The 14132-nt window shown below is 39.1% G+C and carries 13 protein-coding genes; 5 read left to right on the top strand and 8 right to left on the bottom strand.

Annotated features, from left to right (window positions below; all coding sequences use genetic code 11):
* Positions 1–69: 69 nt before the first annotated feature.
* Together pdxS and pdxT are read left to right on the top strand one after the other, a co-directional pair.
* Positions 70–942 carry a pyridoxal 5'-phosphate synthase lyase subunit PdxS gene (pdxS, locus tag AAHF87_RS00685; RefSeq protein WP_342146302.1) on the top strand — a complete coding sequence of 291 codons (873 nt, stop codon included), beginning with the start codon at positions 70–72 and terminating at the stop codon, positions 940–942.
* Between the two features lie 76 nt (positions 943–1018).
* Positions 1019–1594 carry a pyridoxal 5'-phosphate synthase glutaminase subunit PdxT gene (gene pdxT / locus AAHF87_RS00680; RefSeq protein ID WP_342146301.1) on the top strand — a complete coding sequence of 192 codons (576 nt, stop codon included), beginning with the start codon at positions 1019–1021 and terminating at the stop codon, positions 1592–1594.
* Between the two features lie 134 nt (positions 1595–1728).
* On the opposite strand, the gene AAHF87_RS00675 is transcribed toward pdxT, so the two are convergent.
* From AAHF87_RS00675 to AAHF87_RS00660, 4 genes are all read right to left on the bottom strand, one after another.
* Entirely contained in the window at positions 1729–2019 is a 291-nt protein-coding gene (locus tag AAHF87_RS00675; protein ID WP_342146299.1) for a GIY-YIG nuclease family protein, read from the bottom strand.
* Positions 2020–2392: 373 nt separating this feature from the next.
* On the bottom strand, positions 2393–3301 hold the full coding sequence (locus tag AAHF87_RS00670; protein ID WP_342146298.1) for an SPFH domain-containing protein: 909 nt from the start codon (positions 3299–3301) through the stop codon (positions 2393–2395).
* Positions 3302–3344: 43 nt separating this feature from the next.
* Entirely contained in the window at positions 3345–4778 is a 1434-nt protein-coding gene (locus AAHF87_RS00665; RefSeq protein ID WP_342146297.1) for a hypothetical protein, read from the bottom strand.
* A gap of 142 nt (positions 4779–4920) precedes the next feature.
* Complete coding sequence (locus tag AAHF87_RS00660; RefSeq protein ID WP_342146295.1) at positions 4921–6444, bottom strand: hypothetical protein; 1524 nt, start codon at positions 6442–6444, stop codon at positions 4921–4923.
* 137 nt (positions 6445–6581) lie between these two features.
* Here AAHF87_RS00660 and AAHF87_RS00655 point away from each other — a divergent pair, with 137 nt between their 5' ends.
* Positions 6582–7820: a tyrosine-type recombinase/integrase gene (locus AAHF87_RS00655; RefSeq protein ID WP_342146293.1), complete on the top strand. Its 1239-nt coding sequence runs from the start codon at positions 6582–6584 to the stop codon at positions 7818–7820.
* Between the two features lie 145 nt (positions 7821–7965).
* Here the strand turns inward: AAHF87_RS00655 and hemF are convergent, their stop codons facing one another.
* On the bottom strand, positions 7966–8883 hold the full coding sequence (gene hemF / locus AAHF87_RS00650; protein WP_342146291.1) for an oxygen-dependent coproporphyrinogen oxidase: 918 nt from the start codon (positions 8881–8883) through the stop codon (positions 7966–7968).
* Between the two features lie 46 nt (positions 8884–8929).
* Between hemF and hemJ the strand changes: the two genes are divergently transcribed.
* Positions 8930–9358: a protoporphyrinogen oxidase HemJ gene (gene hemJ, locus AAHF87_RS00645; RefSeq protein ID WP_342146289.1), complete on the top strand. Its 429-nt coding sequence runs from the start codon at positions 8930–8932 to the stop codon at positions 9356–9358.
* On the opposite strand, the gene AAHF87_RS00640 is transcribed toward hemJ, so the two are convergent.
* The 3 genes from AAHF87_RS00640 to ftsY all read right to left on the bottom strand — a co-directional run bounded on the left by AAHF87_RS00640 (position 9353) and on the right by ftsY (position 13233).
* Complete coding sequence (locus AAHF87_RS00640) at positions 9353–9532, bottom strand: rubredoxin (RefSeq protein ID WP_342146287.1); 180 nt, start codon at positions 9530–9532, stop codon at positions 9353–9355. The genes hemJ and AAHF87_RS00640 overlap by 6 nt on opposite strands.
* Positions 9533–9768: 236 nt before the next feature.
* The gene (locus tag AAHF87_RS00635; RefSeq protein ID WP_342146285.1) at positions 9769–12165 is read right to left on the bottom strand and encodes a hypothetical protein; all 2397 of its coding nucleotides are present in this window, start codon (positions 12163–12165) and stop codon (positions 9769–9771) included.
* Between the two features lie 72 nt (positions 12166–12237).
* Positions 12238–13233, bottom strand: coding sequence for a signal recognition particle-docking protein FtsY (gene ftsY / locus AAHF87_RS00630; RefSeq protein WP_342146283.1), 996 nt, complete (start codon positions 13231–13233; stop codon positions 12238–12240).
* A 292-nt stretch (positions 13234–13525) separates the two neighbouring features.
* On the opposite strand from ftsY, the gene rsmD reads away from it, so the two are divergent.
* Entirely contained in the window at positions 13526–14098 is a 573-nt protein-coding gene (gene rsmD, locus AAHF87_RS00625; RefSeq protein WP_342146281.1) for a 16S rRNA (guanine(966)-N(2))-methyltransferase RsmD, read from the top strand.
* Positions 14099–14132: the final 34 nt, after the last annotated feature.

Below are 14132 nucleotides of genomic sequence, written 5' to 3'. Positions count from 1 at the left end.
TGAAATTTATTGTACAATAGCCCACTATTTCGCAGGAATAGAATAAAATTTTTATTGTGGTGATAGGCTATGAATTTTCTCGATGATTCTCAACGCATCAAAACCGGTCTCGCTGAAATGCTCAAAGGCGGCGTCATTATGGACGTCACTAACGTTGAACAAGCGCAAATTGCCGAAGCTGCAGGCGCTTGTGCCGTCATGGCTCTAGAACGTGTGCCCGCTGATATTCGTAAAATGGGCGGCATCGCACGTATGGCCTCTCCTAAAATTATTCACGATATCATGCAAGCCGTCTCGATACCGGTAATGGCAAAAGTACGTATTGGCCATTTTGTCGAAGCTCAAATATTACAAGCATTACATGTCGATTTTATCGACGAAAGCGAAGTGTTAAGCAATGCCGACGATGAATGTCATATTGATAAACATGCGTTTGATGTGCCTTTTGTGTGTGGCTGTCGCAATCTTGGCGAAGCATTAAGACGCATTGCCGAAGGTGCGGCCATGATACGTACTAAAGGTGAAGCAGGTTCAGGAAATATTCTCGAAGCAGTACGCCATATGCGCGCTATCACCCGCGAAATTAAACAACTGACCGTTTTAAATAAAGAAGAACTTTACGCTAAGGCAAAAAGTTTAAATGCCCCTTTGGAATTAATACGTTGGGTTGCTGAAGAAGGTAAATTACCCGTGCCGCATTTTTCTGCGGGGGGTGTAGCGACACCTGCCGATGCCGCTTTATTACGCCAGCTGGGTGCCGAAAGTGTGTTTGTCGGTTCAGGAATCTTTAAATCGACGGATCCTGAAAAACGTGCCTGCGCCATCGTGCAAGCCACTACACATTTTGATAATCCGGAAATTTTGCTGAATGTTTCAAGTGATTTAGCTGAAGGCATGAGTGGCTTCAATCTTAAATTCGAAGAAGAAGAAAGCTTGGTTTGAGACCTCTTGCAAAACTCAGTGATGGGCTTAAGTTCGAGGCAAACAATTTGCAAAGACCGGAGTTTACTAAAGTATTATGAATATTGGAGTTTTAGCCTTACAAGGGGGCTATCAAGCGCATATCAATAGTTTAAATAAGCTTGGTGTGTTTTGCTCCTTGGTACGTGATCGTCCGACACTGACCGCCACCGATGCATTAATTATACCCGGTGGAGAAAGCTCGGTAATGATCAAATTATTGCATCAGTATCAACTTTGGATGAGTCTCATGGATTATGACAAACCTATCCTAGGCATCTGTGCCGGAGCAATACTTTTAGCTCAATCCGTCTTATCACCGACACAAGATAGCTTGCGTCGTATCAACATCTGCGCCACACGTAATGCTTACGGCAGACAACTCGCCAGCCACATAGTAAACGGACACTGCGTAGTAAGAAATCTGGCTATGGAAATGGTTTTTATCCGCGCACCTAAACTTACAATCCTGGGAAACTCGCACGTTAAAGTACTCGCGCAATACCAAGATGATATTGTTGCGGTGCAAGAGAATAATATCATCGCCGCTAGTTTTCATCCTGAGCTGAGTCAAGATAATTATTTGCATCGATATTTCATCAAGCAAGTAGCCTGCAGTTCGGCAAAGGCTTAAATTTCGTTGCTTCTTCTCGTCATTGCGAGCTCGAAATATATTTATTGTCATTGAAGCACCGATATATTCATCATCACTGGAGCACTGAAAAGATACATCGTCATTGCGAGCGCCGCAGGTGCGCGGCAATCCACTTATATGATTTCTTCGTATAAATCATTCCAACTTGGGTTTTTTGTTTCTATCAGCTGCAGTTTCTTTTTTCTAGAACCCGCTTTAATTTGTTTTTCTCTCATAATGGCTGACTCCATCGTTTCGTGTAATTCATAAAATACTAATAAATTACAGTTATATTTTTTAGTAAAGCCATGAATTAAGCCTTCCTTATGCTCATAAACTCTTTTAGTTAGCGTCGACGTTACACCGGTATAAAGAGTCCCCCTTTTTTTATTGGCAACAATGTAAACGGCGGGTCGTTTTATCATAAGTGTTTTGCATGGATTGCCACGCGCTATGCGCTCGCAATGACGATGAATATATCAACGCCCGCAATGACGAGAAGAAAAGGCACCGCCACACACCACGCTCGCAATGACATAATTAACGCATTGTGAACGCACGCCTGCCAATGCTTGATTCTCTCGTCATTATGGTCGCGATGGCAATAAAACTCAGTCGAGGTCATTGCGAGAAAGCGCGAAATATATTTATTGTCAACGGATCACTGAAATATGCGTCGTCATTGCGCGCTCGAAATATATTTATTGTCATTGAAGCATCGATATATTCATCGTCACTGGAGCACTGAAAAGATACATCGTCATTGCGAGCGCATAGCGCGTGGCAATCCATGTCAGACTATTCCGAATTTTCCGAATTCGCGACTAAATTTCCGGTAATAATACTTTCCTGGAGTTGCGCAGCAAGATCTTTTAAACCACTTGGCGAGTGGGGTAATAAGATAGTCGTACTTTTGTTATTGGCACCAATTTCTTTCAGCGTATCAAAATATTGCGTAATCAATGCCAGACTCATGGTGTCCGCCGCTGTCACACCAGGAATAGCTTTTTGAAATTCGCCCACCGATTCTTGTAGACCGCCGATAATAGCTTTACGTTGGTTAGCAATACCCTCACCTTGTAAGCGCTTACTTTCTGCTTCGGCTTCCGCTTGTTTTACCTTCAGAATCTTTTCTGCTTCCCCTTTAGCTTGTGCTGCTACTTGTAAGCGCTGTTGCTCATTGATCTCATTCATGGCATGTTTAACTTTCTCATCAGGATCAATATTTGTGACTAAGGCTTTCACAATCTCGTAACCAAATTCTTGCATGGTACCGGTTAATTCATTTTTAACCGCATTCGCAATACTGTCTTTCTTTTCAAAGACGGCATCCAAACTCATGGTTGGTACTTCGGCACGCACCAAATCCAAAACATAAGCGGTGATTTGTTCTCTCGCATTCTCTAATTTATAAAACGCATCATAAACACGGTCTTCTTTAATGCGATATTGAACCGAAACCTGGATCTTAACGATCACATTATCTTGGGTTTTGGTATCTAAGGTGACATCCAATGGATAAATACGCAGCGAAATAGCGCCGGCAATACGTTCGATGAAAGGAATTTTGAAATTTAAGCCGGCATGTGCACAGCGGGTATATTTCCCAAAGCGTTCAATGACGTCAACGGATTGTTGACTCACGGTGAAAAAGCTCTTAAACAAGAGTATGCCTAGAGGTATAATAAGAATGATTAGTAGTGACATAGGATTAGCCTGGTTAAAATTTAACCTATACTAACATAGGTATTCATCCGGTGGCCACATTCGTTCGTCGTGCTTCCATGCCATAATCAGACTTTTGCTTCAACAACGCTTGGCAAGCGTCGCTAATATCTTCGCAATCCCCTTTTTTTCTAAAAAACGATTGTTTAAATAATTGTGAGGGAACTATCTCTTTTTTTCCAAACCTATCGTGTGCAGATAGAATTTCATCTAAAATAGTTACCTCAACCTTATCTTTTGTCTCATTTATAAAATTTTCAATATCGTCTTTGAGGATCAAAATTTTATTATTTTTCAATTCTTCATCGTCTTTATTTTTCTGCAAAGCACCTAAAACTTCATTGAGTAATGTTTGGTTTGCTTCATATTTATCGGTTAACAAGGTACTCGCAAGTTGTTTTAACCCTTCAATCTTTGCTTGTATTTTTGGTTTTTCAGAAAAAAAACGTATCAGTGGGGAAGAATTTTTTAGTTTGATTTCTAACTGAATAATTTTGACAACTATTTCTTTTAATAGATAAATTCTATTTCCTTCAAAATTCATAATGTCTAGCTGTAATCTGGCAGTACGGCATTTTCTGTAATAATAATTATTATTTGCAACATCGAAGAATGCATTGTCTTGGGATAATTGACCGGCCTTAGGCTCAGGTACACCGCTGCTTTTCACGTAGTAATAAATAGCCTTGGCCATATCGATTAATAGGAAAAAGCTCGCTATTGCAACCAGGGCCCAAAACCAAGGTCCAGTCACTAAACCCAGACTCACTAGCGTTAAAACTAGCGTTATGGGCACTGCGACCAATAATATTTCACGATGTTTTTTGAGGTTATTTTCGTATTGCTTTTTTAACCAAACTTGATCGAGATCAGTGTTCGCGTTTTTATGATGAATAAAACTAAACCCTAAAGTAAAAAAACTTATCGCAAGCTTCGATAAACTGTAAATAAGAAAAAAAACTTTAATGTTATGGTAAAGAATCAAACCTAACGGTGCTATCCCTTGCGCGAGCATCGCCATCATGAAAGCCAGCATCAACAGGGAAATAAAGACTTTAAAACAGGCATATAAAAATTTGGTGACTTCAACTAAATTTTTATTATCTTGATCAGCAAAATAATCAATAAGCGTTAAAAAAGCTCTAAAAAAATGTAGAAAATATAGAAAAAGATATAAACCCTCAAATGCAGCTAAATAAGATCCATGCAGAATCGCTTTAAGCCATTCATCAACTTTATTCTCTTTAAGCCAATTCTTGATAATACTGCCGAAGCGTTTCAGCACGAGCAAGATCAGCCGCCAAAGTGAAATGCTAGCCATAGACCGATACGTTTGCCGTAATTGGCGTGCAAAACCGTTAATTAAGCGGCGCAATTTTTCTAAAGCCAAGCAGGCTTTAAGCTGGGCAATATACTTCTTTACTTCGAAAAGAAACCAATCGTAAAGCACGTAAGGCATAGTCTTTACCCTATGACATGTTTCTTAATTTCAACCCTCATGGCATGAAGCGGCTCATTATAGTTAAGTTTCCTTTTACTATCCTTAACACCGCAAAAAATAATTTTTGGTTTAATTAGCTCAAATAGACCCCCAAGATGGATTAGCTAAATTTTAACTGCTCCTCTATATTTCGGGATTCTTTAAATGCCTGTGATAAGGCTTCACAAGCGCCGACTTTCTTCCAAAATGACTGATAAAATAACTTTGGTTTAACCACCTCTTGCTGTTCCAACAATTTTCGTCGTTTGGCCATAAAAAATAATTGTGCCAGGAAGTTTTTATCCCGTTGCGGATGTTGATAATCGATACCATTAAGCTCGGCGGCTATCCCCAATACATCAAATAACTCCAATAATTCGAATAAATTATCTTCTAATATGGCTGCTCTTTTATTTACAGGTAAATCAATAATTGCTTGGATAAAAAGATCAATTAAGGCTTCTTTGTTATTGGTATTTAAGGCCCAAGCTAGCTCTTCGAGTAAATATTCTTTTTTAATCGTGAGTTTTTTTTGTGGGGAAAAAAATCGACGCGTCGCACCTAATTTTGAAATTTTTTCTAATTTATTTTCTAACTGCAATAATTTCACAAAAGCAGCTTTTAAAAGAAGTTTTTTATTGGCTTCATTGACAGCTTCTGCATGCGGCAGCTTTTCTGAAACTTCCTTTTGTAAATATAATACCGGGGAAAAAGTTTGATAATAATCCCGACTGTTACGACCAAGGTTTGCATTTAATTGTGCTTCGCTAAGATTAACTGGCTCAGGATTCGGTATATAAACACTGTAAAAATAATAATAAATAGTCAATATGGCATCTTGTGCGCATAACAACACCAGCGCAAACGTAATCGCCGCAACCCCTAGACTAGGCGCAGCGACCGTTACTAGCAAAGCCACTATACCCAGACCGAACATCCATAAAAACTTTTTAATTTTTGCAATCTGATAGTTTTTTAACCATGCACTTTCACCCACTGTACGTTTATTTTTGGCGATTTTATAGCTTAAATAAACTGCAGCCGCAATGAATGCCACACACATCAACCCATCAGCCAACAGCAACAACGGATTGGTGAGTATTAAGATGCTAGCACCCGCGTTGAGCATACAAGTTAATAAGACAAACAACACACCCGCACCCAGCATGCAGATATGTTTACTGATATTATCGCGATATTGAGCACGCCTCCATTGCTGTTCGATACAGTATTTATCTATTTTTAGATAATAAATCGTACTTACCAGCAAAACTATCGAGCTATGGATAAGTTTTAGGATGCTGTAAGCAAAAAATGAGCTTAACAAAATGGTAGGCAGCGTAGCGAGGCCACATCCGAGTAAAACGATGGCAATAACCGCTATTGATACCTTAAATATCGCAAATAATAACTTACAGGTATCGCCCAAGTTTTTATTTTTAGTTTTATAAAAGTAGCTAAATATTCTTAAAGCGGCCCTTATTAGATGTAAGATATATAGGCTGAACGTAAAAGGCAGGGGAAGTTTAGTCAGATATTTTGCGATACTTTCGAGGCGCTTCAAGACGAACGACAAGGCCCGCCAAAACTCAGTGGTAGTGATATGTTCCTTTATACTAGAAACAATCCCGGGCATTAAGTTCATTTACCCCCTAACTAGGAAGGCCGGCATTATACTAAATTTTTTTAAAAATTTCTTGTGAAATATTAATTTTTTTTATTAATTCATTATTTTTTCATAAAAGCTTGTTAAACTAGATAAAATCTTATTAAAATATCCACATGCCATTTATTTCTCCGATTCCACTATTCGATAGTTTAAAATTTATTGATCCCAAAAAACATCCTCAACAAATTCTAGACATTAAGCAAAATAACGCTTACGCCGGCCAAGATTATTCTCAAGCCTCACAGTTTCTGTATAGTTACCGTGGCAGTGAAGCCACATTTAACGCTTATCGGCGCGAAATTGAACGTTTATTACAATGGAGCTGGTTTGTCTTGGGAAAATCTATTAAAGAATTGCGTCGTGAAGACTTTGAGACCTTTATAGAATTTTGCCAAAAACCTCCCAAGGAATGGATAGGTGTTAAGACCGTTGCACGTTATTTCGTGCATCAGGGCCAGAGAAGCCCGCATCCCGATTGGCGACCTTTTGTGGCTACGATTAATAAAATGGCCAGTCAACAAGGCATCATGCCGGATATAAAAAAGTACGCCTTGTCTCAAAAAGCCTTGCAAGCAATTTTTGCAGTCTGTGGAAGTTTTTATAATTATCTGATTCAAGAAGACTATATCGATTTCAATCCGGTAGCCCAAATTCGTCAAAAAAGTAAATTCATTCGGCAGCAAAAAAGCAATCATCAAGTGCGGCGCTTGAGTGAACTACAATGGTCGTATGTGATAGAAACCGCAGAAATATTATTTGAAGAAAAACCGGATCTGCATAATAGAACCTTATTTATTATGAAGGCCTTATATGGCATGTATCTACGAATTTCTGAACTCGCCGCGAGCGCACGCTGGGAACCTCAAATGGGTCATTTTCAAAAAGATGCGGATGGGAATTGGTGGTTTTTAACGGTGGGTAAGGGAAATAAAGAACGTTTGATCAGTGTCAGTGACGATATGTTAAATGCATTAAAACGTTACCGAGAAAGTTTAGGCCTAATGAGTTTGCCTAGTCGCGGCGAAACCACGCCATTAATAAGCAAAGCCAATGGTCAGGCCGCTATTCAGAGTACTCGGCAAATTCGCTGTATCGTGCAAGCTTGTTTTGATGCTGCTTTTGAACGTATGGTTAAAGACGGTCTCAAAGACGAAGCCATAGAATTAAAAACTGCGACGGTACATTGGTTGCGCCATACCGGAATTTCCGAAGATATCAAACATCGACCGCGCGAACATGTCCGCGACGATGCCGGGCATAGTTCTAGCGCCATTACTGATCAATATGTCGATGTTGAAATGCGCGCCCGGCATGCTTCGGCGAAAAATAAAAAATTAGATCCTTTGGCATAATCACTGTGGATGGCCACGCTCACTTCGTGAGCTCGCCATGACGCTGCTCTAGTTGTCGTTGCGAGCGCATGTTTTTTATTCGTCATTGCGAGCGCATGTTTTTTATTCGTCATTGCGAGCGCGTAGCGCGCGGCAATCCAGAAAATTAAGCTAACCAATCTCTAGCGACCAGAAAATTTTCGGTTAATTCGGCTTCTTTAGAACCTGCCCGCGGCTGCCAATTATACTGCCAATTCGCTTGTGGCGGCAGTGAAGTTAATATCGACTCCACTCGCCCGCCACTTTGTAAACCAAATAGTGTCCCACGATCATAAATCAAATTAAATTCCACGTAGCGACTACGTCGATAGGCTTGAAACTGACGCTCGCGCTTGCCATAAACCATGTCTTTACGTCGTTGCATGATAGGAAGATAGGCTGATAAAAAATGATCGCCGACACTTTGTATAAACTCAAAACATCGCTCAAAATCCCATAGCTTCAGATCATCAAAAAATAATCCACCGATACCGCGTGCCTCCTGTCGATGTTTTAAATAAAAATAGTCGTCACAATTTTTTTTGAATTGCGGATAAAGCGCTAACCCAAATGGGTCGCAGCTTCGTTTAGCGATTTGATGCCAATGACGGCAATCTTCTAAAAAAGGATAATAAGGCGTTAAATCAAATCCACCACCAAACCACCAATGCGCAGCTTGCTGATGCGTACCGGGCAATGCAATAAAACGCAAATTCATATGTACTGTAGGCACATAAGGATTACGCGGATGGATAACTAAAGAAATACCGGTTGCTTGAAAAGCGGCGGCGGCCAAGGATGGATGTCGCTGACTGGCACTCGGCGGTAAATTTTCACCAAACACATGCGAGAAATTAACCGCGCCACGTTCTATCAACGCCCCTGACGTCAAAACACAGGTTTTTCCGCCACCACCTTCGCTGCGTAACCAATCATCGATTAAAAATTTTTGTTTTTGTTCTTCTTTTTCTAAGCTTAAACAAATCTTAGCCTGTAATGCGAGTAAATAATCTTTGATTGTCGGAATAATTACGTCATAATTCATAGTAAAGATTGTATAATTAAATTATCAAAAGAACTTGGAGCTACTCATGCCCTGGATTAAAGCATTGCATATTATCGCAATGGTCGCGTGGTTTGCAGGTCTATTTTATCTACCACGCTTATTCGTTTACCACGCCGATGCCAGAGATAGTATCAGTATTGAACGCTTTAAGATCATGGAACACCGTCTTTTTTATTATATTATGACGCCAGCCGCTTTATTAACGCTGCTGTTCGGGTTTATTTTATTTAGCTTTGCCAGCAACTACTATGCTTCTGCCAGTTGGATGCAGCTAAAATTAGCTTTGGTCGCTGTATTAATCTTATTTCACCTCTATTGTGGAAAATGTTTACGCGATTTTAAAGTTGATCACAATCCACATTCGAGTTTATTTTATCGTTGGCTAAATGAATTTCCGACTCTGTTGCTCATCGCCATCGTTATCGTCGCCGAGGTACGTCCTTTTAGCTTATAACTCCACCATTTCAAAATCTTCTTTCATCGCACCACACTCAGGACAGCGCCAGGTCATAGGCACATCTTCCCAACGCGTTCCGGCTGGAATACCATCTTCTTCCCAGCCTTGTTCCTCATCATAAACATAGCCACAAAGTAAGCACATATATTTTCTAAAAACTGTGTCAGTCATTTTTCCACTCTTTATAGATTAACTCTAAACTTTATTATTATTTGGATTGCTGTTGCATAAAGCCGTTGCGGATAGAACTTAGCGTTCTTCATTGCGAGCGCCATAGTTTTTTACCCGTCATTGCGAGCACCGTAGGTGCGCGGCAATCTAGCCATGATGGCGATTTCAATTCGCGAAACTCCCGTTTAAATCCACGATAGAGAATATAAAGAAATTATTGCTTTTTAGCAAAGTTTTTAAGCAATTTTAGCTATATAAGACCTCTCAGCATCAATATCCTCAACTACTGCGCTGGCTTGATTATTCACAGCTGGCCGAGAAAAAAAGGCGAAAGGTCTTAATATTTTTTTTGAAAACACGGTACTACGCGCAACGCTCAGCGCATTAAAAAAATCTGCGTTAGCACTGAAAGTTTGTTGTTTAGAGGAATCCATTTCTTCAGCCGATGTGCTTAAACATTTCATAACGCCTTGAGTGGTCAGATAAGCAGCGGTTTTGAATGCCGGTGCTAATGCCATTTGCACGAATAATTTATTTAATAAAGCGATGCTTTCTGGAAAAATTTCAAGTGAGCCGCTTAATTGCCAAAGATTAGAGGGGGCATATTCTAACTCGGTAACCACAAGAAAAAATAATAAATTGATATAATTTTCTAATTTTCTAGAAACAAAACCCTTTAAGTTTTCTTGCATAAAATCGGTCAGTATAGATGCCAACGCAGCCAATCCACCACTTAAAAAATTCGTGTAACCTAAAGCCACTAAAATAATACGCGGTATGAATTTTAATACAGTTTTATGCGCATGCCCTATATAACAAACATCGATTAAACCTTCAAAAAACCCTTGTAGTAAAGGTATCGTTAGCAATGCTGAACATTGCTGTAACGGTTTAATAAACGCTTTGTCATAAATAGGCTGATTATTACTCAGCTCAGTAAAATATTCTTGTTTGCGAAGTGATGCCTGAATTACAGCGTCCTCAAGTAGGAATTCATTGGTTTCATTCAACACTAAACCTTCAACTTGTCTTGTCCAATTGAGAAAATTTAAAACTTGAATATGGCAAGTTTTTTTCGCTTCGTGATTAGTAAAAATAACCGTAAAATTATAATGATCGCTACGATTGGCCAGCATAGAACAATTTTCTAGGGACATATTGTTAGATAATGCATCCAATTGACAATTTAAACGCCGACCTCTCGGTAAAGCCACAGCACGGCAAAGAGCAATCAGATCAATAACCGTTTCATTACCCGCTAATAAATAGTTTACTTCTGGATTACCTAGTAAAACTCTATTTTCAGCTGGCACTTTTTGTTTAACTATTAAAATCACTTCTCGTTGTATGGAAGTCATACTATTCGTTAATGTGACTTTAAAAGGGAAAATACCACTTTCTCTGCTTTCTCCTTTAAGATTGCAATCGGAGTCTAATGTTAAAGACAATGAAGTATTTTCAGATTCGGTTAAAAAACAAGTAATTAATCCTTGGTCTAAGCTAACTATTTTAAAACTATCATACAAAGGAGCTGAAAAATTGTTGTACTGATAAGTTCTTAAGCTAATTTTATCTTGCGCTAGGATAGGATAAGTAAACCCTTCCAGTTGGCGTAAATTTTGTATCAGATGGATTAATTTTCGTTGATCCGAGTTAGGCATATAAATGCCTTCCACCAAATAATAACTTGGCAAAGCAAACATTAAGCCTACCAAACTATCAGGGGCTATCGAATAACTTGCTTGTGCCAATGCTGCTAAATCTTGATAAGTATACAACAAAGGACTACCCGCATATTTTTCAAATAAATAAAAGTAATTTTTTCTTAGCTCAACAGTTACATTGAACTCTGTCAATATCTGGTTAATTCTAGTTTTATTGACACTTAAATAAGGTTCGAGTTCTGTGAATGCATAATGTTGAATAGAAAAAAGCGAGACGAGTGTATAACGTGTAGTTTCTTGGTAAGAAGTGTAAGGATATATATTAATGACTTTTGAGAGTGCATGAAGCTTTTCATTCCAAGCCAAAGTATCATTCCAATAAATTTCTTCTATATCCGGCGGGGGAATATTTACAGTTAGAATATTATCGCTATCTTTCGCAAAATGCGCATGTTTCACTCCTAATAAATGATTAATTTCATGTAAAATAATTCCAGGGCCATAATTCAAAAAAAAATTATTTTCTACATTACAAATGACACTTGAAAAAGGCTGCAATTTGATGTCAGATTGATTATTTTCAGTATCATCAAAATAGTTTAAGTCTTGTTTGTTATAAAGAAGGCTGGCTCGAGTACCACAACCCTCAATATCGGTAATATTTTCGCCGATCTTAAAAATAATTTGATTTTTGTATTTGGATTTTAAATAAGGAAGATCTAAAGAACAAACATCAGGAACGGTTCCCATATCCATAGGTTCGTACTTTAAGCGCGCAAAGCCTAGCTTATTAAAAGTCTCTATAGCTATTTGTACTCTTTCCACATAATCGACTTTTTTAATGGCTTGCTGTGAGTAAGCGTAGGTTAGCGTCAAGGTTTGACCGGGCTGGCTAGTCCATAAGCTTTTTAATTGGTCTTGATCTTCTAAAACAAAACGTTTTTCACGTAAGTTTTGTTCTTCGATCATAAAAACTCCTTTTTTTATTCGTTTTGATTTTGCAATTTTACAATAGGTATGCCTAGTGTATTTTTATAGAATTTATTTATCAATAGAAAATAAAGCGCGAACGAATTCCTGTGCCGAGAAAACTTGTAGATCCTCAATACCTTCCCCTAAACCGACAAAACGGATCGGCAACGCTAATTTTTTTGCGATGGCAAAAATCATACCTCCTTTAGCAGTACCATCTAATTTAGTTAACATCACACTGGTTAAGGAAATAGCTTGGTTAAATGCCTCAGCCTGTACCAAAGCATTTTGTCCAGTACCTGCATCCAGTATTAACATAATTTCGTGAGGGGCTGTTACATCTAGTTTGCTGATGACTTTTTTTACTTTTTGTAATTCTTGCATTAAATTTTGCTTGGTGTGCAAGCGACCTGCCGTATCAGCAATTAATACATCTATATTCCGTGCTTTAGCTGCTTGAAACGCATCATAAATGACTGACGCACTATCTGCGCCCTGATGTTGAGCGATAATGGGGATATGATTGCGTTCAGCCCAAATAGTTAACTGCTCAGTCGCCGCCGCGCGAAAGGTATCACCTGCCGCTAACATGACTTGCTTGCCTTGCTTCTGCAAATAATGCGCCAGCTTCCCGATACTCGTTGTTTTACCAACGCCATTAACACCCACCACTAAAATAACCATAGGGTTGTGTTCAGAGTGAATCACTAGCGCTTGTTCGCACGGTTGCAGCAGCTCACTTAATTGTTGTTGCAATACCTCCCATACTGCCTGACCATCGGCTAATTGATTGCGTGCCAATTTCAACGTTAAATGCTGAATAACTTCTTCCGTCACCGCGGGGCCGACATCGGCCGTTAACAGCAAATTTTCGATTTCCTCAATTAATTCTGTATCAACCTTTTTTTTACCTAATACTAAACTCGCAAGGCTTTCGGTTAATTGATGACGAGTTTTCTGTAAACTTTTCTTTATGCGATTAAAAAAACCATTTTTACTGTTAAGTGAAACTTCTTCTTCAAGAATATCGGCTTGAGATTCTTTGCGTTTTAAAAATTTAAACATAGTCACTGCAGAGTCAGCTAAAAACGCTTATAATAAATGACTTATCACATTCAACGCAACGAAGAGTTTCGCGGATAGATGCCACGCTTATTAACATTCGCTCGCCATGACGCGAAGTGATTGTCATTGCGTGTTGTATACTTAATTGTCATGGCGAGTGCATAACAAATTAATCGTCATTGCGAGCACCGTAGGTGCGTGGCAATCCAAGAAATATAAGACAAAAGATGGCCACGCTCACGTCGTGAGCCCGCCATGAAGTTTGCGAACTTATGATTAGAGTGTATTTTTTATGAAAGAAAATGAAGTCAGGATCATTGGTGGGCAATGGCGTGGTAGAAAACTGCATTTCCCTGTTATCCCTGATTTACGTCCCACTCCGAATCGTATCCGAGAAACTTTATTTAATTGGTTAGCGCCCTATCTCAGCGATGCAAATTGCTTAGATTTATTTTCCGGTAGTGGTGCTTTAGGCTTTGAAGCACTGTCGCGCTATGCTAAATCAGTTAGTTTTATTGAAAGGTCCTCAGTATTAGTCGCCTATTTAAAAGCCCAGCTCAAGCATCTTGGGGCTGAAAACCGCGCCCAGGTTTATCAAGCTCAATTTCCTTTTGTGTCAACAGAACTATTTGAAACAAAAAAACCACTTTTTAATATAGTCTTTTTAGATCCTCCTTTCCATCAGAATTTGCTCGCTTCAGCCTGCACCTGGCTAGCCCAAGAGGGTCTATTGGCGCCTGAAAGCTTGATTTATATGGAAGCCGAAGCGAAGCTTAAAAAACTTATATTGCCTGAAAATTGGGAGATTCAACAGGCAAAAACCGCCGGCCAGGTGCATTATGCCTTAGTTAAATCGAACCCCTAAAAGCATGGCTTGACTTTACATTACCTTCTTGTTT

This window comes from Rickettsiella endosymbiont of Aleochara curtula (assembly GCF_964030935.1).
In the GTDB taxonomy this organism is placed as follows: Bacteria; Pseudomonadota; Gammaproteobacteria; order Diplorickettsiales; family Diplorickettsiaceae; genus Aquirickettsiella.
The sequence above is the reverse complement of the archived record's forward strand: the minus strand, read 5'-3'. Positions and strand labels throughout refer to the sequence as shown.